Genomic DNA, 21239 nt, shown 5'->3' on the forward strand with positions numbered 1-21239 from the left:
AACCACCGTCTTCGCGAACAAGTTCGCTCCCACGCCCTTCGGGCAGAAGCCCGTTCTCCAAGGCATTCAGGATTAGGCAGAGCAGCGAGCCTGGAGCATGGTCTCCAGTCCTGGTTACTTCTCGCCCTTGCCGATCTTCGAGTCATCCTCCCGCCAGATCAGGCGGGAGGTGTCGTAGCCCTGCTGGCGAGCTTTGCTCAGCATGTTTTCCTTGTCTGCCTGAGACACGGTCGGCGTACGCGACAACAGCCACAGGTATTTGCGGTCCGGGTTGCCGACCACGGCGGTGCGGTAGCCTTCACTGACGTTCAGAATCCAGTAGTCGCCCTTGGCAACGCCTGGCAGCAGGCGCGAGAACCAGTTGTCGAACACGACCCACAGCTTGTCGGTTTTACCGGGGACCTGCGGCGAGGCAGTGCCGGTGGCTTCTTCCCACTCGCCTTCAATCGTGCGGCAGCGATTGGTTACCGCAATGTTGCCGTCGTCCTTGAGCGTATACAGCGCCTCGGACTGGGCGCATTTGCGCTGGAAGAACATCGGCAAGCGTGCGATCTCGTACCAGGTGCCCTGGTACTGCTTGAGGTCGACGTTGCCCACAGTCTTCGGCTCGAGGTTGTCAGCCGAATGGGCAAAACCGATGGCCAGAAAGCTGGCCATGACAAAAATTCCGAAACGTACCAATACCTTGATCATGTGTTATTTCAGACCCTGACCCGAGAACAGCACAACCTTGTCCGCTGCGTACTGCACGCTGATAAAGGTGTTCTGATCGCCCCAGGTACAGCTGGACATGCCCAGCGCACCGGAACACTCCGTCGGGCTGCCCAGCAAGGACTCGACCTGAGCCTTTGGCATGCCAGCGGACAGTTTGGAATAGTTTTCCTGGGTGATTTTGCTGCAGGCAGCCAGTAACACGCAGAAGGACAGTAACGCGACAGTGCGCAAGGACATGGATGTTGCTCCTGAACGGAAGAGGGGCGCGTCGCAGTGCAGGCCGATGCAGTCTGGCGCTGGCGCAGTACCGAAAGCTTAGAAGAGAAAAACGGGATCTGGTTCCCGCAGGGCGAAAGGATTTGTGTCGCAGATCAGAGGGTTGGCCTGCAGACGGGCGCTGGCCAGGGTTTCAGCTGTCCGTCTTGTGCGGGCATTTGTTCAGTGGCGACCCGCGCGGGTCGGGTCGCCACTGTTGCATCAGGAAGCCGTCTTACTCTTTGTGATACGCCGTTGCGCGTTCCACTTCTTCCTTGGACCCCAGATAAACCGCTACACGCTGGTGCAGGCCGTCGGGCTGGATGTCGAGGATACGCTGATGGCCATCGGTCGACGCGCCACCGGCCTGTTCGACCAGGAAGGACATCGGGTTGGCTTCGTACATCAGGCGCAGCTTGCCTGGCTTGGACGGTTCACGACTGTCGCGCGGGTACATGAACAGACCGCCACGGGTCAGGATGCGATGCACGTCGCCCACCATCGCGGCAACCCAGCGCATGTTGTAGTTCTTTTTCAGAGGGCCGTCTTCACCGGCCAGCAGCTCGTTCACATAGTGTTGGACCGGCGCTTCCCAGTGACGCTGGTTGGACATGTTGATCGCGAATTCCTGAGTGGATTCCGGGATACGGATGTCTTCATGGGTCAGCACGAAGCTGCCCATTTCGCGGTCCAGCGTGAAGCCTTTCACGCCATCGCCCAGGGTCAGTACCAGCATGGTCTGCGGGCCATAGATCGCGTAACCGGCTGCAACCTGCTCGGTGCCTGGCTGCAGAAATGCTTTCTCGTTCAGCGGTTCGTTCTGGCTCAGGTACTGGTTCGGGCAACGCAGCACCGAAAAGATAGTCCCGACCGGGGCATTGATGTCGATGTTCGACGAGCCGTCCAGTGGGTCGAAAACCAGCAGGTACGCGCCTTTCGGGTATTTGCCCGGGATCTGGTAGGCGTTGTCCATTTCTTCGGACGCCATACCGGCCAGGTGACCGCCCCATTCGTTGGCTTCGAGCAGAATCTCGTTGGAGATCACGTCGAGCTTCTTCTGCACTTCACCCTGTACGTTTTCGGTGCCCATGCTGCCCAGTACGCCGCCCAGCGCGCCCTTGGAGACCGCGTGGCTGATTTCCTTGCATGCGCGCGCCACAACTTCGATCAGGAAGCGCAGATCGGCAGGGGTGTTGTTGCTGCGGGTCTGCTCAATCAAGTAACGACTTAGTGTGACGCGGGACATGGATAGCTCCGAAAATAGGGGGTATGAAAACCCGCGCAGTTTAACGCGAGTGGCGACGTAATACTGCTATGAGACTGGCTTATGACTGTTTCAGTTCATATGTCGGGCAAACCGCGGCCGACAGGCCGCACCGTTCAACGCTTTGAAGCGCGCAGGGTACTGAATGCCATCCAGCCCAGAAACAGCACGCCGAGCAGCAGCACGGCCCACAGCCCCAGGCGTTTGAAATCAATCCCCTGAGGGGCCACCGGCATCGGCGCGGCAGCCATGTTGGCGATGGTCGCAGTGGCCGGTGTTGCGGTGCCGAGTGACGCGAGTTTTTCCGGGCTGTAATCGGGTATCAGCGTGGCCAGCGAAAGGTTCGCCGCCTTGGCTGTCGGGTTGCCGACGACCAGCGTGAAAGGCCCGTTACCGCGTGCCAGAAACACCACTTCCGTGGCTGGCACCGCGACACTCAGCTGCGGCGCTTCGCCACCCAGGCCGCCGCCCCGGTCGTCCACCACCAGCTTGAGCTGTTGAACGATGCGCCCCGGCAGTTGCAAGTGATCCTGCAGAACGTCGCTGCCGTTTTGCGACAGGCGATACAACAAACCACTGCTGATGGGTTGCCAAGGCTGTTTCGCGTCTGTCCGGCCGTAGAGGATCGCCGGTGCAAGGCTGTTGGGCTGGGCGATATCGACTTTCACGCGCCCGATCGGCAGCCCGGCCGGTAATTGCCAGACGTATTCGTTGGGGCTTTCTACCGTGCCTTTGACCGGTGGCGACCAGGTCAGCGGCGGCGTCGGTATGTCACTGCTGGCGCTCAGCAAATGCGCGGAAATCAACAACGGCGCGCTGTGCGGGGCGCGCCACAGCAGGCGCAGGTATCGGGCGCTCTGGCCGGGCAGGCCGACTTCTCGCTGTTCGACCACTTCATCGGCAAACGACAGCCGTGCGATCTGACCTTCGCCCCAGTTACGCCAGTGTTGCAGGTCGTCGCTGGCCTCGATGCTGAAATTCTGGAAGCCTTCGCGCTCGGCGCTCCAGTCGATGATCAACTGTTCAAGCGGTGCCTTGATTGCGCTGGTGTCCAGCAGCCAGCCGCGCAGTACCTCTTCACCCGCTTCGATGTCGCTTTGCGGCTGAACCTCGATCACGCTGCCGTTGCTTGACCGTTCAATGCGGATGACGGGTGCTGCGTCGCCGGATTCCTGGGTGCTGTACAGCGCAAACCATTTGACCGCTATCGGTGCGGGTTCCTGTTCGCGCGCAGGCTGTCGCGGCGTGAGTGCGTAGGCTTGCGGCTGGCCTTCGGCGTTGAACACGCGCAGGTCGCCCAAGTCAGTCTGTCGGGCATTCAGCTGGACGGCCAGCGGTAACTCGAGGCGATACCACGGGCCTTCACCGCTTAGGCTCAGCGGCGTCTGGCTGGCAAAATCTGCGGGCTTGTCCTGGGCATTGGCGGTGATCGCCGCGCACAAGGCCAGGCCAAGCACAGCGATTTTCATGGCAGGATGACTCAAGAACAGTTCCTCATGGCGTTTCAGGTGCAGCAGTCGGGGCCGGGCCGGGTGCTTCGTCGGCCTCTTTGACAGCATGTTTCGGCGGCAATGGTGCGAAATATCCCACCACGAGTAGCAGAATGCCAACACCGATGAACGAAACGATGCGCTCCATGCCGCCGCGATTGCTCAGTTCGACGAAAAACAGTTTGATCACCACCACCCCGATCAACGCTGCGCCGCCCAGCCAGATCTCTCGTTTGGCGCGCAGGTGGCCCCCGATCATCAGGGCCAGCGCCATTAACGTCCAGACAATCGACAGACCTGCCTGAACGCGCATCGACTCCAGCAGCGCTACGGTGTCCCAAGGCACATCGGCCCAGTGATGGGCCGTGCGCATGACCATGGCCGTGGTCAGTGCAAACAATGAGGCACCTGCCACCAGCAAGGTTCGCCTGCGCGCCATGTAGTCGCGCATCCACAGGCAAACGCCAGCCAGAGACAGCAGCAGGCCGATTTCCAGTGGGTTGAGCAGCGGCAGGTAAGGCAGCGGATCGGCCGCGCCGTCGCTGAAGACGTTCGCCAGCCAGAACCACACCAGCATCAGGACCGCCAGCGGCGCGGCTGCCCCTGTGTGATACGCCTCGGGGCAGGCTTCCACAGGCCACGGCCACTGCCGTTTTGAACTCATCGCCAGCAGGAACAGGCTCGGCAGGATCGCCCAGCCCAACCAGCGCCAAGCGTTGTAATGCTCGGATAACTGCAGCAGGCCGAAGCGCAATTCCAGTGCCAGCACGCTGATGATCAGCAGGCAGCCCACGGTGTGAGCGACGCGTTTTGCAAGAATGGACAGCATGTCCGACAAGTAGCGCAAGGTCAGCAGGTGCATGGCGAACACTGCTGTCCAGGCCAGCCAGCCCAGGTTATCTGCGGGATTGTTTCGCAGCTCCATTGAGATCATCAACGACACGGCGCACAAGGGCATCAATGCGCTGCACAACGTGGCGAGGTCCGGCCAGCGCAAGCGCACAGCGAGTGCTGTCCAGAGCGCCACGCTGAGCGCAATGGCTATCAAGAACACGGAAGCCAGATAAGACGCTGACACATGCAGGACCGCCGCGTCGGCCAGCGACAGCACCCACCAGAACGCGCCCCAGACGATCAGCAATTTTCGGGCGCGGACCGGGTTCATGAGGGTCAGGGAATTGAAGCGGAACACGCACCAGGCACTGACCAGCGCGGCGATGGCCAGAATCATCGGCGTCCAGTAATCGTTGGCAAATGCCTGCCCCGAGCGGTCGGCGCCGCCGCTGAACAGAATCGCGCTGGCGCCCAGTTGCAGCAGCAGGCCGAACGCCTGTGTCAGCCTGCGGTGTTGACGCAGACCCAGCCACAAAACGGCAGCGCCTTCCACGGCCCAAGCGCTGGTTGTCCACTGTGAACCAAGCCCCAGCGGGATCGCCAGCGTGGCAAACACCACGCCCAGGGCGAGACAGGTTTCCATCAGCAGTACCGTGCGACCTGAGGCTCGTCCGGCCAGCCAGCGCGCCAGCCCCATGTAGATCAGGCCCAGCGCAAGCGCGCTGAAGGCGGCACCGAACTCAAGGTGTTCAACCAGTGCGTACTGCAGACCGAACCCGACTATCGGTGTGCCAAACAGCAGTGTGCCGTCGACGTAGTCACCCTGACGTGCGGACCAGCGCAGCAGGGTTTCGCGACTGGCATTTTGTGGCGTGTCAGTGAGTTCCAGCAGTTTATGCCGAGCAAACAACAGGCCGATCACCAGATACATCAGGAAAAACAGAATCAGGAAGGGTTCGGTGCTCCAGAACAGCTCGGGCGTGTAAGCCTTCATGCCCCAGACGAAACCGATGCCGAACGTGCCAACGAACCCGATCAGGTTGAGGATGCGCCAGGCCTTGAACCAGGCGATGGCGATAATGCCTGCGTTAAGCAGGGCGAAATAACTGAACAGCGAAACATGGCTGCCTTGCCCGGTCGAGGCCAGAATCGGTGCCGCAAACCCGCCGAGGGCGCCAGCGCAGGCCAGTGCCAGCGAGTTCTGGGTCAGCGCGAGAATGGCCGAGAAGCTGGTGATGGCCACCAGCAGCGCGAAGCCCAGCGTGGGGTCGAGCAGTGCATGGAGCTTCATCGCCGCAAAGACGGTCAGGTACAGAACGCCAACGCCTGCACCTTGCAACATCAGCGCGTAAGGCCCGTTGCGCAGCCGCAGCCACCAGCCCAGCGCCAATAAGGCCAGCGCACTGACGGCAACCCCGGCATAGCGCGCCTCAATCGGCACGACCATGCCCTCGGTGGCATAGCGCAGCAGAAAAGCCAGGCCGAGAAACAGCACCACCACACCGACGCGCAACACCGTATTGCCGCCCAGCAGCCAGTTCCTGGCGCGCTCAATGGCGCTGTCCAGCAGATTAGGGGCGGAGGGCGTCGAGGGCTGAGTGGGTGGAATGACCGGCTCGGCAGATGGCGCGGCTTGCAGCACGTCGTCGGGCAGGTCCCATATCAGCTCGGGACCCTGCGTCGGCGCGTTGATAATAATGGCGTCCACTGGCAACGGCGCGCTGTCCTTTGCAGGCGGCACGCCTTGCGCAGACTGACGCTCAAGCGCACTCAGGCGCTGCTGAACGGAATCGAGGGATTTACGGGCAGTGATGAGTTGTTGCAACTGATCAGCGGATTGCCTGCCCAGCACGCGCACGCGAATACCCGCCCAGACCGCCCAGCCCATGACTGCGCCAATCAAGGCACCGGCCCACTCGTCGTAACTCAGCGAGTAGCCCAGCACTGCACCGCCCACTACCAGACAAATCCAAAGCACGCGACGACATCCTTTTCGGTGTGTGAAGGCTCATCGGGCGCAGTATATAGGGGCGGGGGGACATCGTTTGTAATGTTTTATGCAGCAGCCTGCTCGTGGCTGACGCTACAGCGAGTCAAGTGAGTGCCCTCCTTGTGAGAGTGAGCTTGCTCACGAAGACGTTGGTTCACAGGCCTTCTTTGCTGAGGCAGCGGTGCTGGCCTCTTCGCGAGCAAGCTCGCTCCCACAAGACTTGCGTGTAACGCTCAGCGGCGGAGCGCGGTAATGCCAGTCAAGTGAGTGGCATCCCTGTGGGAGTGAGCTTGCTCACGAAGACGTTGGTTCAAACGCCTTCTTTGCTGAGGCCGCAGTGCTGGCCTCTTCGCGAGCAAGCTCCCACAAGACTTGCGTATAACGCTCGGTTCTGGAACGCGGTAATGCGAGTCTTGTGAGTGCCCTCCTTGTGAGAGTGAGCTTGCTCACGAAGACGTTGGTTCACAGGCCTTCTTTGCTGAGGCAGCGGTGCTGGCCTCTTCGCGAGCAAGCTCGCTCCCACAAGACTTGCGTGTAACGCTCAGCGGCGGAGCGCGGTAATGCCAGTCAAGTGAGTGGCATCCCTGTGGGAGTGAGCTTGCTCACGAAGACGTTGGTTCAAACGCCTTCTTTGCTGAGGCAGCAGTGCTGGCCTCTTCGCGAGCAAGCTCGCTCCCACAAGACTTGCGTGTAACGCTCAGCGGCGGAGCGCGGTAATGCCAGACAAGTGAGTGGCATCCATGTGGAAGTGAGCTTGCTCACGAAGACGTTGGTTCAAACGCCTTGTTTGCTGAGGCAGCAGTGCTGGACTCTTCGCGAGCAAGCTCGCTCCCACAAGACTTGCGTGTAACGCTCGGTTCTGGAACGCGGTAACGCGAGTCGAGTGAGTGCCATCCCTGTGGGAGTGAGCTTGCTCACGAAGACGTTGGTTCAAACGCCTTGTTTGCTGAGGCAGCGGTGCTGGCCTCTTCGCGAGCAAGCTCCCACAAGACTCGCGTATAACGCTCGGCGCTGGAGCGCGGTAACGCGAGTCTTGTGAGTGCCTGAGTAGCGCCAGATCAGTCCAGCGCTTTCCAGATGTCGCCTGCGTATTCACGAATGGTCCGGTCCGAAGAGAACCAGCCCATGCGTGCGGTGTTGAGCACCGCCGAACGCCACCATTCCTTGGAGTCGTGCCAGCGTTCTTCGACCTTGGCCTGAGCCGCCCAGTACGAATCGAAGTCGGCGCAGACCAGGAAGCGGTCATACGCCAGCAGCTCATCCACCAGGCCCACATAGCGGTTCGGGTCATCAGGCGAGAACACCCCGCCACGGATCGCCTGCAGCACATCGTTCAGACGTCCCGACGCAGCCACGTCACCGTGAGCACTGAAGTCGCCTGCGCGCTTGCGTGCTTCAACCTGCTGCGACGTCATGCCGAAAATGAACATGTGTTCCAGGCCGACCTGTTCGCTCATTTCCACGTTGGCACCGTCCAGCGTGCCGATGGTCAGTGCGCCGTTGAGGCCGAACTTCATGTTACTGGTGCCCGATGCCTCCAGACCGGCCGTGGAAATCTGCTCGGAAAGGTCCGCTGCCGGGATGATGCTTTCGGCCAGGCTGACGTTGTAGTTAGGCATGAAGACGACTTTCAGCAGGCCGCGAACGGTCGGGTCGTTGTTCACGGTCCGTGCGATGTCGTTGGTCAGCTTGATGATCAGCTTGGCCGAGTGATAACTGGCGGCCGCCTTGCCCGCGAAGATCTTCACCCGCGGTACCCAGTCTGTGCCCGGTTCGGCACGAATGGCCTGATACAGCGCCACGGTGTGGAACAGGTTCAACAGTTGACGTTTGTATTCGTGAATCCGTTTGACCTGAACATCGAACATCGCCGCCGGATTGACCGCAATGCCCAGCCGTTCATGAATGATCGCTGCCAGCGCACGTTTGCTGTGCAGACGCTGATCGGCCATCTGCTTGCGGAACGACGACTTGTCGGCGAACGGCTCCAGCTCTTTCAAACGTGTTTCGGCGTTGTCCAGCACATCCTCGCCCAGCGCTTCGACCAGCATTTCGGTGAGCTTCGGGTTGGCCTGGAACAACCAGCGGCGGAACGTGATGCCGTTGGTTTTGTTGTTGATCCGGTCCGGGTAGATTTTGTGCAGTTCGGCGAACACCGTCTTGCGCATCAGCTGAGTGTGCAGCGCCGAAACGCCGTTGACGCTGTGCGACCCGAGGAACGCGAGGTTGCCCATGCGTACCCGGCGGCCGTTGTCTTCTTCGATCAGCGACACCGCGCGCAGCACATTGACGTCGTCGACACCTTTGGCGCGCAGCGTGTCGATGTGCTGTGCGTTGATCAGGTAGATGATCTGCATGTGGCGCGGCAGCATCCGCTCCATCAGGCCGACTGACCAGGTCTCCAGCGCTTCCGGCAGCAGCGTGTGGTTGGTGTAACCAAGGGTGCCAACGGTGATTTTCCAGGCGGTGTCCCATGGAATATTGTGGTTGTCGATCAACTGACGCATCAGTTCGGCAACCGCAATCGAAGGGTGCGTGTCGTTCATCTGGATCGCAGCATGATCGGCCAGGTCGGTCAGCGTGGCGTGCTGGTTCAGGTGACGACGCAGCAAGTCCTGCAACGATGCGGACACGAAGAAGTATTCCTGACGCAGGCGCAGTTCCTGGCCCGCTTCGGTCGCGTCGTTCGGGTACAGCACACGGGAAATGCTTTCCGCGCGCACGACTTCAGCCACCGCGCCAAAGTGATCGCCCGCGTTGAAGCGCTCCAGGTGCAGGTCTTCTACCGCACGGGCGCGCCACAGGCGCAAGGTGTTGACGCTCTTGCCGCGCCAGCCCACCACGGGGGTGTCATAGGCGATGGCCCGGACCGTTTCGCCCGGACGCCAGGCGTGGCGTGCCTCACCGGTTTCAGACGTCACCGTGTCGACGCTGCCGCCGAAGCCAATCGAATACACCACTTCAGGGCGCTCGAATTCCCACGGGTTGCCGAAGTCCAGCCAGTTCTCGGTCTGTTCCTGCTGCCAGCCATCGACGATGCCCTGACGAAACAAACCGTGTTCGTAACGGATGCCATAACCGTGGCCCGCGATGCCGAGGGTCGACATGCTTTCCATGAAACAGGCGGCCAGACGGCCAAGGCCGCCGTTGCCCAGCGCTGCATCCGGTTCGAGCAGGCGGATACGTTCGATGTCCACACCGAGCTCGGTCAGTGCTTCGCGGGCGACTTCCAGCAGACCGAGGTTGCTCAGGCTGTCATACAGCAGCCGGCCGATCAGGAATTCCAGGGACAAGTAGTAAACGCGCTTCTGGACCTTGCGATAAATCTGTCGCGTGTGGTCCATCCAGTGTTCGACCATGTGGTCACGGGCGGCGAGTGCAACGGCTTCAAACCAGTCATGCTCAAACGCATGGGCGGGGTCCTTGCCCACCGAGTAGGTGAGTTTGGCGAGTACGGCGGCGCGGAAAGCAGCCACATCAGCGTCACGAACAAGTGGTTCCTGAGACATCGATACAACCTCAAGTAGTCTGACGAATGGGATATGGGATTCTTAGACTGTAGGCGTGTCGTCAGTTATTTCCTGAAAATTAGAGAAATAAATCGGTTTACGACTCACGCTTCGACCCAGCTTAACGGCTCTGGTTCGCGAACTGTTCAAATTGGTAAATCACTTGCATTGATCGTTCCATCCCGATCAATGACGTGCAGCATGCTCATTCTTCGTTTCGGGTTTATGATGCCCCACGGCAGAATAATAGAAGCCTCTGAACTGGACTTATGGAGCACTTATGCAGACTTTGTACCCGCAGATCAAACCCTACGCCCGGCACGATCTGGCCGTGGAACAACCGCATGTGCTTTACGTCGATGAAAGCGGTTCGCCTGAAGGTTTGCCTGTGGTGTTCATCCACGGCGGTCCCGGTTCCGGGTGCGATGCGCACAGCCGCTGCTACTTCGACCCCAATCTCTACCGCATCATTACGTTCGATCAGCGCGGGTGCGGTCGTTCCACGCCCCATGCCAGCCTGGAAAACAATACCACCTGGAAGCTGGTAGAAGACCTCGAGCGGATTCGCGAGCACCTGGGCATTGAAAAGTGGGTGCTGTTCGGCGGTTCGTGGGGTTCAACGCTGTCGCTGGCTTACGCCCAGACGCACCCGGATCGCGTGCATGCGCTGATCCTGCGTGGCGTATTTCTGGCACGCCAGCAGGAAATCGACTGGTTTTATCAGGCCGGGGCGAGCCGTCTGTTTCCTGACTACTGGCAGGATTACGTCGCGCCGATCCCGATGGATGAGCGCGACAACCTTCTGGCTGCTTTCTATAAGCGCCTTACCGGTCCGGACCAGATCGCCCAGATGCATGCCGCCAAGGCCTGGTCCACCTGGGAGGGTCGCTGCGCCACCTTGCGCCCCAATCCGCAGGTGGTTGATCGCTTCGCCGAGCCGCACCGCGCGCTGTCCATCGCGCGCATCGAATGTCATTACTTCATGAACAACGCCTTTCTGGAAGAAAACCAGCTCATCCGCGACATGCCGAAGATTGCACACCTGCCGGCCATCATCGTTCACGGTCGATACGACGTGATCTGCCCGCTGGACAACGCGTGGGAGCTTCATCAGAACTGGCCCGGCAGCGAGTTGCAGGTGATCCGCGAGGCCGGGCATTCGGCCTCCGAGCCTGGCATCGCCGATGCGCTGGTGCGTGCGGCCGCGCAGGTTGCACAGAATCTTCTCGATCTGCCGCCCGAAGAGGCCTGACAGCCTCCTGATCCTTAAGTGTTGAGTCCGGAAATGCCTGTATGAAAGGTTTGTTGCAGCGCGTGCGAAATGCACGCGTCGAAGTGCAAAGCGAAGTCGTCGGCGCCATTGATCACGGCATACTGGTGCTGGTTGGAATAGAACCTCAAGACACCCGCGCCAGTGCCGATAAGTTGCTGCACAAGCTGCTCAATTATCGTGTGTTCAGCGATGCCGAGGGCAAGATGAACCTGTCGTTGCGTGAGGTGAACGGCGGCCTGTTGCTGGTTTCGCAATTCACGCTGGCGGCCGATACCAAAAGCGGGCTGCGGGCGGGGTTCTCGAAAGCGGCTGCTCCGGCACTGGGCGCCGAGTTGTTCGACTATTTATTGAGTCAGGCCAGAATCGCGCATCCGGTTGTAGCGTCGGGCCAATTTGGTGCGGACATGCAGGTACACCTGATAAACGACGGCCCTGTGACGTTTTTGTTTGATACATAAACGATGATTCTTTCCACACCCCCGGTTTATCGGGGGTGTGGGTGATAAATTCTTTGTGATACCTGATGCGTTGTCACGCGCGCTACTGGATAATCGCGCGTTACGGGGATCGGCACTGTTGGTCCATTTGTATGACAAAAGCGGTTCTGACGTCCGGTTGGGGAATCATTAAGCCCATTCGGAGTCGGAACAATGCTCGCCAACCCGGCATTCGATAGCTGGCCGTTGGTTTCTTCATCTGTTTTCGGCGAGGGTTGCTCGTGATTGTTAGTCCCTGTGATGCTCCAAAAACACCTGTCAAGCGGTTGCGCAATGCGCTTCTTGCTGGCTCGGCCCTTGTGTGTCTGTTCAGTGCAGGCCAGCTGTGGGCGTTCAGTCTTGATGATGTAGCGGCAAAGGCCAAAGAAATGGCCGGGCAGAAGTTCGAGGCTCCGCGGAGCAATCTGCCGAACGAACTGCGCGAAATGAAGTTCGCCGACTACCAGAAGATCCGCTTCCGTGATGACAAGGCCGAATGGGCGGGCGAAAAGACGCCGTTCAAAATATCGTTCTATCACCAGGGCATGCACTTCGACACGCCGGTCAAGATCAACGAAGTCACCGCGACCAGCGTCGACGAAATCAAGTACGACCCGAGTCGTTTCGACTTCGGCGACCTGAAGATCGACCCGAAATCCACCGAGAAGCTGGGTTATGCCGGCTTCCGTGTCCTGTATCCGATCAACAAGGATGACAAGCAGGACGAAATCATGACCATGCTGGGCGCGAGCTACTTCCGCGTGATCGGCAAGGGTCAGGTGTACGGTCTGTCCGCACGCGGCATGGCCATCGACACCGCGCTGCCATCGGGCGAAGAGTTTCCGCGCTTCAAGGAATTCTGGATCGAGAAGCCAGGCCCGGATGACAACCATCTGGTGATCTTCGCGCTGCTCGACTCGCCACGTGCTACGGGTGCGTACCAGTTGACCCTGCGTCCTGGCACCAACACCCTGGTTGACGTAAAATCGCGCATGTTCCTGCGTGACAAGGTCACCAAGCTGGGCGTTGCTCCGTTGACCAGCATGTTCCTGTTCGGCGCCAACCAGCCATCGCGTGTGCCTAACTTCCGTCGCGAACTGCATGACTCCAGCGGTCTGTCGATTCAGGCTGCCAATGGTCAGTGGCTGTGGCGCCCGTTGAACAACCCTAAACACCTGTCCGTCAGCAGCTTCTCGGTCGAGAACCCGCGTGGTTTCGGTCTGCTGCAGCGCGGTCGCGACTTCAGTCAGTACGAAGACCTCGATGACCGCTACGACAAGCGCCCAAGCGCCTGGATCGAGCCGAAGGGTGACTGGGGCAAAGGGACTGTCGATCTGGTCGAGATTCCGACTGCCGACGAAACCAACGACAACATCGTAGCGTTCTGGAAGCCTGATACGCTGGCCGCTCCAGGCGAACAGATGAGCTTCGATTACCGTCTGCACTGGACCATGCAGGAAAACTCGATTCACTCGCCGGACCTGGGCTGGGTCAAGCAGACTCAACGCTCCATCGGTGATGTGCGTCAGTCCAACCTGGTTCGTCAGCCGGATGGCAGCCTTGCGTTCCTGGTCGACTTCGTTGGCCCGGTGTTGGCCGCCTTGCCGGAAGACAAGACCATTCGCAGCCAGGTGACCACCGACGACAACGTCGAGCTGGTTGAAAACAACCTGCGTTACAACCCGGTCACCAAGGGCTATCGCCTGACCCTGCGCGTCAAGGTCAAGGATTCCAGCAAGCCGACCGAGATGAGCGCTTACCTGCTGCGTGAAATCCCTGCCGAACCGGGCAAGGAACCTGCGCTGCTCGTGGCTGATAAAGCCGACGAGAAGAAAGCCGCCTCCAAGGAAGCTGCCTCTAAAGAAGCTGCCAAGCCGGCCGCCTCTAAAGAGTCTGCCAACGACCAGGTAGAGATCGCCAAGGCCGACGCGCCGAAGCCTGAAGCCGCCAAGCCCGACGCTGCCAAACCTGAAGCCGGCAAAGCCGACGCCTCCAAGGCAGACGCCGCGAAAGGCGACACTGCCAAGGCTGACGCAGCCAAGGCCGATGGCGCCAAGGCGAAGGACGGTAAAGAGAATCAGCAGCCTGAAACCGAGGCAGCGCCCACCCATCCGGAACCGGCCAAGACGTTGCAAGTCATGACCGAGACCTGGAACTATCAGTTGCCAAGCGATGAGTAATTCTCAACTGGTGCCCGTGTCTCTGAACGAGTACCTGGCACATCTACCGATGAGCGACGCGCAGCGGGCAGAACTTGCCAGCTGCAAGACCTTCGCCGAGTTGCATGAGCGCCTTTCGGCACAGCCTGTCAACGATCCTGCCGAGGCCGCCCAGGCTTCGGTGGGGCGTCGCCTGACGCTGTCCGCAGAAGACCTGGAAGAAGCCGAGATGCTCGGCGTCGATGCCAGCGGTCGTCTGTGCCTTAAAGCCACGCCGCCGATTCGTCGGACCAAGGTGGTGCCCGAGCCGTGGCGCACCAACATTCTGGTGCGTGGCTGGCGTCGTCTGACCGGCAAGACCAACCCGCCCAAGCCGGATCATGACGATCTGCCTCGGGATTTGCCGAAGTCGCGCTGGCGCACCGTCGGTTCGATTCGCCGCTACATTCTGCTGATCCTGATGCTGGGTCAGACGATTGTGGCGGGCTGGTACATGAAAGGCATTCTGCCGTATCAGGGCTGGTCGCTGGTTTCGCTGGACGAAATCACCCGCCAGACCTTTGTGCAGACTGCGCTTCAGGTCATGCCATACGCACTTCAGACCAGCATTCTGTTGCTGTTCGGGATTCTGTTCTGCTGGGTATCGGCGGGTTTCTGGACTGCGCTGATGGGCTTTCTGGAATTGCTCACCGGTCGCGACAAGTACCGTATCTCGGGTGCCAGCGCCGGTAACGAGCCGATCGAAGCCGGTGCCCGCACCGCGCTGGTCATGCCGATCTGCAACGAAGACGTGCCGCGGGTTTTCGCCGGTCTGCGTGCTACGTTCGAATCGGTGGCGGCCACCGGCAGCCTGGACCGCTTCGACTTCTTCGTGCTCAGCGACACCAACGAGACCGATATTGCGGTGGCCGAGCAGCAGGCCTGGCTGGACGTATGCCGCGAGATCAAAGGTTTCGGCAGCATCTTCTATCGCCGTCGTCGCCGTCGCGTAAAACGTAAAAGCGGCAACCTGGATGACTTCTGCCGTCGCTGGGGGGGTGAATACCGTTACATGGTCGTGCTCGATGCCGACAGCGTCATGAGCGGTGAGTGCCTGACCAGTCTGGTTCGCTTGATGGAAGCCACGCCAGACGCCGGTATCATCCAGACCGCGCCACGTGCTTCGGGCATGGACACGCTGTATGCGCGCATGCAGCAGTTTGCTACCCGGGTTTATGGTCCGCTGTTCACGGCCGGCCTGCACTTCTGGCAGCTGGGTGAATCCCACTACTGGGGTCACAACGCGATCATCCGCATGAAGCCGTTCATCGAGCACTGCGCCTTGGCGCCGTTGCCCGGTAAAGGTGCGTTCGCCGGTGCCATTCTGTCTCACGACTTCGTCGAAGCGGCGCTGATGCGTCGTGCCGGCTGGGGCGTGTGGATTGCCTACGATCTGCCGGGCAGTTACGAAGAATTGCCGCCGAACCTGCTCGACGAACTCAAGCGTGACCGCCGCTGGTGCCACGGCAACCTGATGAACTTCAGGCTGTTCCTGGTCAAGGGCATGCACCCGGTTCACCGTGCGGTGTTCCTGACCGGTGTCATGTCGTATCTGTCGGCGCCGTTATGGTTCTTCTTCCTGGTGCTGTCCACCGCCTTGCTGGCAGTGAACACGCTGATGGAGCCGACCTACTTCCTTGAACCGCGTCAGCTGTATCCATTGTGGCCGCAGTGGCATCCGGAAAAAGCCGTCGCGCTGTTTTCGACCACCATTGTTCTGCTGTTCCTGCCTAAACTGCTCAGCGTCATTCTGATCTGGGCCAAAGGCGCGAAAGGCTTCGGCGGCAAGTTCAAGGTAACGGTTTCGATGTTGCTGGAAATGCTGTTCTCGGTGCTGCTGGCGCCGGTGCGCATGCTGTTCCACACCCGTTTCGTACTGGCTGCTTTCCTGGGCTGGGCTGCGACCTGGAACTCCCCGCAACGCGACGACGACTCCACGCCCTGGATCGAAGCGGTCAAGCGTCATGGCCCGCAAACGTTGCTGGGTGCGTGCTGGGCACTGTTGGTGTTCTGGCTGAACCCGAGCTTCCTGTGGTGGCTGGCGCCGATCGTGGTGTCGTTGATGCTGTCGATTCCGGTGTCGGTGATTTCCAGCCGTACCGGTCTGGGCCTGAAAGCGCGTGACGAGAAATTCTTCCTGATTCCTGAAGAGTTCGAGCCGCCGCAAGAGCTGATCTCTACCGATCAGTACACCCACGAGAACCGCTGGCACGCCCTGAAACAAGGCTTCATTCGGGCCGTGGTCGATCCTCGTCAAAACGCACTGGCGTGCGCCTTGGCCACCTCGCGTCACCGTCAGGCACAACCGATTGAAGTGGTGCGGATGGAGCGGGTTGATCATGCGCTCAAAGTCGGTCCGGCAAAACTCAGCAACCAGGAACGCCTGATGCTGCTGAGCGACCCGGTCGCCCTGGGCCGCCTGCACGAGCGGGTCTGGAGCGAAGGTCACGAAGAGTGGCTGGCCGCGTGGAGGGCTTCCATCGAAGCCGACCCACACGCGCCGCTGCTGCCTTTGCAGCCTGCTGTGAAAGCACCGGAGCCGGTTCTGGTCTAACAAACCGCCCGGCAACGAAAAAGCCCCTGAAGCACTGCTTCAGGGGCTTTTTATTGGGCTCGCTGCGGTGAATAACGTCGTACGAGGACGCAGAACGAGATTATCCAGCGTGGGAGCGATAATCTCAGTGACGCGGAGCATGTGTACGGTAGTTGAGATCATCGTTCCTCACGCTCCAGCGTGGGAATGCTTTGGGTGACGCTCTGCGTCACAGATGTGCGCCGCACCGCAGAATCAAGATCGGACGCGGAGCGTCCAGAACGGCGCTACCACGCTGGAGCGTGGGAGCGATAACCTCAGTGACGCGGAGCATGTGTACGGTAGTTGAGATCATCGTTCCTCACGCTCCAGCGTGGGAATGCTTTGGGTGACGCTCTGCGTCACAGATGTGCGCCGCACCGCAGAATCAAGATCGGACGCGGAGCGTCCAGAACGGCGCTACCACGCTGGAGCGTGGGAGCGATAACCTCAGTGACGCGGAGCATGTGTACGGTAGTTGAGATCATCGTTCCTCACGCTCCAGCGTGGGAATGCTTTGGGTGACGCTCCGTGTCACAGGTCCGTCAACTCACCTTGAATTTCCCCACCAACCCTTGCAGGTGAATACCCAGACGCGCCAGTTCGGCGCTGGATGCGGCGGTTTCTTCGCTGGCGGCGGCGGTCTGTTCAGAGATGTCGCGGACGCTGATGACGTTGCGGTTGATCTGCTCGGCGACCACGCTCTGTTCTTCGCTGGCAGTGGCGATCTGTTCGTTCATGTGCTGGATAGACGCCACCGTGCGGGTGATTTCTTCCAGGGCGCTCCCCGCACGGCGGCTCAGCGCTACGGTGTTGTCGGTCAGGTTGCGGCTGTTGTCCAGCGTGGTCGCGACCTGCTGGGTGCCGGTTTGCAAGGCAGCAATCAGCTCCTCGATTTCTTCGGTGGACTTCTGCGTCCGCTGCGCCAGGCTGCGCACTTCATCGGCGACCACGGCAAAACCTCGCCCGGCTTCTCCGGCGCGGGCAGCTTCGATGGCGGCGTTCAGGGCCAGCAGGTTGGTTTGCTGCGATACCGACTTGATCACATCAAGAACGCCGACGATCTTGCCGCTTTCCTGCTTGAGCTGATTCATTGACTGAGTGGAGTTGACCACCTCAAGGGCCAGTTGCTCTATCTGTGCAATGGCTTTGCCGACCACCTCGTCGCCGCTGCGCGCCTGTTTGTCCGCTTGAACCGCCGCCAGAGACGCTTCTTGCGCATTGCGCGCAACCTCTTGCACAGTGGCGGCCATTTCATTCATGGCCGTGGCCACCTGATCGGTTTCATCCTTCTGGCTATTGACCCCGGCGCAGGTCTGCCCGGTGACGGCCGAAAGCTGCTCGGCAGCACTCGCAATCTGCGACACGCCATCGCTGATACCGCCGATCAGCTCACGCAGGCCTACCGTCATGGTCTGCATGCTGCGCTGCAATTCCCCCATTTCATCGCGACGCGATGCCTTCAGGTCCTTGCTCAGATCGCCCTGAGCAATACGTGCCGCCGCCGTCAGCGTCTGTTGCAATGGCACGGTGATCTGGCGGGTCATGATCCAGGCAGCCAGCAACCCGATCAGTAACGCCAGGCCCGCAACGCTGGTCAGGGTTACCCTGGAGTTCGCTGCCTCACTGTCACGCTGGGCGGTTTGCAGGCGAGTCAGTTCGGCCACCGATTCCAGCAGTTGTTCGCCCAGGCCCTCCATCGATTCCTGATCGGCCTCGGCTTTGGTCTGAATCTGCCTGAAGGCGCTCAGCTGTTCCCGGTAACCTTGCAGTGCAAGGGTCGCCGACCTCAGGCTTTGGAGCGCTTCATTACCCTGGCTGTGAGCGATCTGTTCAATTTCCTTGAGCGCTTCTTCGATGGCGGCAATCGCAGCCATTTCGTACGTATCCTGAGTCGTGAAGGTGTAAGCCTGAACCTGATACCGAGCAATCTCAATCTGCTGCTTGAGCTGGGAGACGTTGGTGAATTCCGCCAGTCGCTCGCTGCTGTTCTGCGCCTGACTCACGCTTTTGAGGGCTTCAGCCTCGACCTTGGCGATGGCCTGCAGCGCCTGTTCGGCCTTTTGCTCCAGTTGATCGCGTGTCTGGTTGCGACTCTGTCGGTTGGCGCCAACGGCGGTGAATGTCTTTTCCATCGTATTTAAGGTCTGTAGCTGCCCTTCAAGCAGCGTAATCGTTGCCTGCTCGACACTTTGTCTGCGCAGCGACGTCAATTGGGTTTTCAGTTGCGTGAGCTTTTCGGTGACCAGCGCGGTGCTCTCTGCGGTTTTCTGTACACGGTCAGTGATGCGCTCTGCGCGCAGGTCCTTGGTGAGGCTGGTGAGTTGGGCGATGTCGGAAAGCGACTCGGAACGGTCGATCATGGTGTAGAGGCCGTGCCAGCCGGCCAGTGTGATGATCAGGGTCAATGACAACACCAGGCCGAAGCCCAGTGACAGTTTGAACCTGACGTTCATGTTCTCAAGCGCGTGATTGATCAGTCGGAACATTGGAATCTCCAGCAATGGCGAACAAAAGCAGGTCCCGAGCGAGTCTGGACATGCGTTGTGAGCGCATCGGCATGGCGATCTGTTGCGTGACCTGAGAAGGCCGTAGGAGATTTCCGAGCTGAAGGGCGCAGTGACGGGCGTCACGTTTAGCCGGTGGAGAAGGCCCGCGCCAAGGGGCGACGCGGGCTTTTTGGGGGAGGATCAGACGGTGAAACGGCTGACCAGCAACTGAAGATGGTTGCCCAGTCTTGCCAGCTCGACGCTGGACGCCGCTGTTTCTTCACTGGCGGCCGACGTTTGTTCCGAGACGTCGCGCACATTGATGATGCTGCGGTTGATCTCTTCTGCCGTGGCGCTCTGCTGTTCAGCCGCAGCCGCAATCTGCTGGTTCATGGCTTGAATGGCTGAAACGGTGCGGGTGATGTTTTCCAGCGATCCGCCGGCACGACGCGTCAGCTCCACGCTGCTGGAGCTCAGCTCGCGGCTGCTGTCCATCACGGTTGCTGCTTGCTGTGTGCCGCTTTGCAGGCGGGCGATCAGCGCTTCGATCTCTTCGGTGGATTTCTGGGTGCGTTGTGCCAGGCTGCGTACTTCGTCTGCGACCACTGCAAAACCACGACCGGCTTCCCCGGCGCGGGCGGCTTCGATGGCGGCGTTCAGGGCCAGCAGGTTGGTCTGTTCCGCAACCGACTTGATCACGTCCAGCACACTGCCGATCTGGCTGCTTTCCTGCTTCAGGGCGCCCATCGCTTCGCTGGAGTTGCCCACGGCCACGGCAAGGCGTTCGATTTGTGCAATCGCCTCGTTGACCACCCGCTCACCGTCACGGGCTTGCTGATCGGCGGCGACGGCTGCTTCCGAGGCTTCTTCGGCGTTGCGCGCCACTTCCTGAACCGTGGCGGTCATTTCATGCATGGCCGTGGCCACCTGATCGGTCTCGACCTTCTGGCTGTTGACCCCGGCACTGGTTTGCTCGGTCACGGCCGACAGTTCTTCTGCGGCACTGGCGATCTGTGTCACACCATCGCGAATGCCGCCGACCAGCTCGCGCAGGCTGACGGTCATGCGCTGGATGGTGCTTTGCAGCATCCCCAGCTCGTCCTTGCGATCGACCCGCAGGTTGCGGCTCAGGTCACCCGAGGCGACCCGCTCGACGACTTCAAGGGTTTCCTTCAGGGGCGTGGTGATCTGACGAGTGATTATCCAGGCCGCCAGGATACTCAGCACCAGTGCCAGCGCTGTCGCTGAGACAATCAACGTGAGCGACTTGTCGCTCTCGGCATCTCGGCTTTTGTTTTGTCGGGTGATCATGTCATTGCTGGTGGCCAGCATGTTCGTACCCAGCGTGGTCATTTTCTCCAATGCAGCCTTGCTGGCAGCTTGAGCATCCCGATACCGGCCCACCGCCTCGCGGTAGCCCTTCAGGCCGACAACGGCCTGTTGCAGCAAGGGCTGGTAGTCAGAAGCGATATTGCCGGCCAGTGTATTGATCCCGGCAACGGCTTCATCGATGGCCTGATTGGCGTTCTTTTCAAAATCGGGACGGCCGCTGTAGGTGTAACCACGTACCTGGAAGCGCGCCTGTTGAATCAGTTTGCTGACGCCGACGATGCCGTTGAAGGCCTGGATGTTGTCGGCCTTGAGCAACTCGGCCTCGACCTTGTTGGCCTGATCCACCGCCTTGTCGGCGTTGTCGCCCATCTGGCTGCGGCTCGCCTCGCGGGCGTCGATGGCTTTGGTCATTTCCGCAAACGACTGGCGATACTCGTTGGTCGCCTGAATCTGGCTGTCGAGCAGCTTGATGTTTTCGGCAGAGCGCAGCAGGTTTCTGGCTGTTTGAAGGGCGGCGTCCAGTGCGTCGAGGGTCGTTTTGACCACCGCGGCACTTTCTGCGTTGTACAGGTCTTCGTAGGTTTTGCGGTCGATGCGCAGTTGCAGGGTCAGCTCGTTGATTTCCGCAATGGCAGTGACGCGATCACCGCGATCAATCAACGCCTGATTACTGAACCAGCCTGTGGCCGCAATCATCAATGTCATCAGCACCACCAGGCCGAATCCGATTGTCAATTTCAGGCTGACGCTCGCATTGGCGAGGCTTTGAGATAACCCACGAGACATAACCGCTCCTTAGATGTCTGTTGTTTCACGAATTCACCTACATCGGCAGCGCATCAG

The 21239-nt window shown here is 60.1% G+C and carries 12 protein-coding genes and 1 pseudogene; 4 read left to right on the forward strand and 9 right to left on the reverse strand.

Annotated elements, in window-relative coordinates; all coding sequences use genetic code 11:
* Nucleotides 1–114: 114 nt before the first annotated feature.
* From BW686_RS20395 to BW686_RS20420, 6 genes are all read right to left on the reverse strand, one after another.
* On the reverse strand, nucleotides 115–693 hold the full coding sequence (locus BW686_RS20395) for a lipocalin family protein (RefSeq protein ID WP_084919307.1): 579 nt from the start codon (nucleotides 691–693) through the stop codon (nucleotides 115–117).
* A 3-nt stretch (nucleotides 694–696) separates the two neighbouring features.
* Nucleotides 697–951 (reverse strand): outer membrane protein assembly factor BamE domain-containing protein, encoded by a 255-nt coding sequence (bamE, locus tag BW686_RS20400; protein WP_084919308.1) that lies wholly within the window; start codon nucleotides 949–951, stop codon nucleotides 697–699.
* A gap of 253 nt (nucleotides 952–1204) precedes the next feature.
* On the reverse strand, nucleotides 1205–2215 hold the full coding sequence (locus tag BW686_RS20405; RefSeq protein ID WP_084919309.1) for a class 1 fructose-bisphosphatase: 1011 nt from the start codon (nucleotides 2213–2215) through the stop codon (nucleotides 1205–1207).
* A 134-nt stretch (nucleotides 2216–2349) separates the two neighbouring features.
* A complete protein-coding gene (locus BW686_RS20410) occupies nucleotides 2350–3702 on the reverse strand; it encodes a DUF3999 domain-containing protein (protein WP_179149340.1) in 1353 nt (450 codons plus the stop codon).
* Between the two features lie 25 nt (nucleotides 3703–3727).
* Nucleotides 3728–6535, reverse strand: a complete 2808-nt coding sequence (locus BW686_RS20415; RefSeq protein ID WP_084919311.1) for a DUF2339 domain-containing protein — start codon at nucleotides 6533–6535, stop codon at nucleotides 3728–3730.
* Between the two features lie 1070 nt (nucleotides 6536–7605).
* Entirely contained in the window at nucleotides 7606–10056 is a 2451-nt protein-coding gene (locus BW686_RS20420; protein ID WP_084919312.1) for a glycogen/starch/alpha-glucan phosphorylase, read from the reverse strand.
* 280 nt (nucleotides 10057–10336) lie between these two features.
* Here BW686_RS20420 and pip point away from each other — a divergent pair, with 280 nt between their 5' ends.
* The 4 genes from pip to mdoH all read left to right on the forward strand — a co-directional run bounded on the left by pip (nucleotide 10337) and on the right by mdoH (nucleotide 16557).
* Nucleotides 10337–11308, forward strand: coding sequence for a prolyl aminopeptidase (gene pip, locus BW686_RS20425; protein WP_084919313.1), 972 nt, complete (start codon nucleotides 10337–10339; stop codon nucleotides 11306–11308).
* A 41-nt stretch (nucleotides 11309–11349) separates the two neighbouring features.
* The gene (gene dtd, locus BW686_RS20430) at nucleotides 11350–11787 is read left to right on the forward strand and encodes a D-aminoacyl-tRNA deacylase (protein WP_084919314.1); all 438 of its coding nucleotides are present in this window, start codon (nucleotides 11350–11352) and stop codon (nucleotides 11785–11787) included.
* A gap of 260 nt (nucleotides 11788–12047) precedes the next feature.
* Entirely contained in the window at nucleotides 12048–13985 is a 1938-nt protein-coding gene (locus BW686_RS20435; protein WP_084919394.1) for a glucan biosynthesis protein G, read from the forward strand.
* On the forward strand, nucleotides 13978–16557 hold the full coding sequence (mdoH, locus tag BW686_RS20440; RefSeq protein ID WP_084919315.1) for a glucans biosynthesis glucosyltransferase MdoH: 2580 nt from the start codon (nucleotides 13978–13980) through the stop codon (nucleotides 16555–16557). Before BW686_RS20435 ends, mdoH begins: the two co-directional genes overlap by 8 nt.
* 563 nt (nucleotides 16558–17120) lie before the next feature.
* Here mdoH and BW686_RS27700 read toward each other — a convergent pair.
* The 3 genes and pseudogenes from BW686_RS27700 to BW686_RS20455 all read right to left on the reverse strand — a co-directional run bounded on the left by BW686_RS27700 (nucleotide 17121) and on the right by BW686_RS20455 (nucleotide 21101).
* Nucleotides 17121–17996, reverse strand: a complete 876-nt coding sequence (locus BW686_RS27700; RefSeq protein WP_444860438.1) for a methyl-accepting chemotaxis protein — start codon at nucleotides 17994–17996, stop codon at nucleotides 17121–17123.
* Nucleotides 17982–19064, reverse strand: a pseudogene (locus BW686_RS27705) (methyl-accepting chemotaxis protein); the annotation flags it as partial. The gene BW686_RS27700 and the pseudogene BW686_RS27705, both read right to left, overlap by 15 nt.
* A 201-nt stretch (nucleotides 19065–19265) precedes the next feature.
* A complete protein-coding gene (locus BW686_RS20455; RefSeq protein ID WP_373271044.1) occupies nucleotides 19266–21101 on the reverse strand; it encodes a methyl-accepting chemotaxis protein in 1836 nt (611 codons plus the stop codon).
* Between the last annotated feature and the right edge of the window lie 138 nt (nucleotides 21102–21239).

Source organism: Pseudomonas syringae, assembly GCF_002157375.1.
In the GTDB taxonomy this organism is placed as follows: domain Bacteria; phylum Pseudomonadota; class Gammaproteobacteria; order Pseudomonadales; family Pseudomonadaceae; genus Aquipseudomonas; species Aquipseudomonas syringae_T.

Coding starts and splice junctions, on each gene's coding strand:
- BW686_RS20395 (WP_084919307.1), bottom strand. CDS start 693: ATGATCAAGGTATTGGTACGTTTCGGAATTTTTGTCATGGCCAGCTTT.
- bamE (WP_084919308.1), bottom strand. CDS start 951: ATGTCCTTGCGCACTGTCGCGTTACTGTCCTTCTGCGTGTTACTGGCT.
- BW686_RS20405 (WP_084919309.1), bottom strand. CDS start 2,215: ATGTCCCGCGTCACACTAAGTCGTTACTTGATTGAGCAGACCCGCAGC.
- BW686_RS20410 (WP_179149340.1), bottom strand. CDS start 3,702: ATGAAAATCGCTGTGCTTGGCCTGGCCTTGTGCGCGGCGATCACCGCC.
- BW686_RS20420 (WP_084919312.1), bottom strand. CDS start 10,056: ATGTCTCAGGAACCACTTGTTCGTGACGCTGATGTGGCTGCTTTCCGC.
- pip (WP_084919313.1), top strand. CDS start 10,337: ATGCAGACTTTGTACCCGCAGATCAAACCCTACGCCCGGCACGATCTG.
- dtd (WP_084919314.1), top strand. CDS start 11,350: ATGAAAGGTTTGTTGCAGCGCGTGCGAAATGCACGCGTCGAAGTGCAA.
- mdoH (WP_084919315.1), top strand. CDS start 13,978: ATGAGTAATTCTCAACTGGTGCCCGTGTCTCTGAACGAGTACCTGGCA.
- BW686_RS27700 (WP_444860438.1), bottom strand. CDS start 17,996: ATGCAGACCATGACGGTAGGCCTGCGTGAGCTGATCGGCGGTATCAGC.
- BW686_RS20455 (WP_373271044.1), bottom strand. CDS start 21,101: ATGACATTGATGATTGCGGCCACAGGCTGGTTCAGTAATCAGGCGTTG.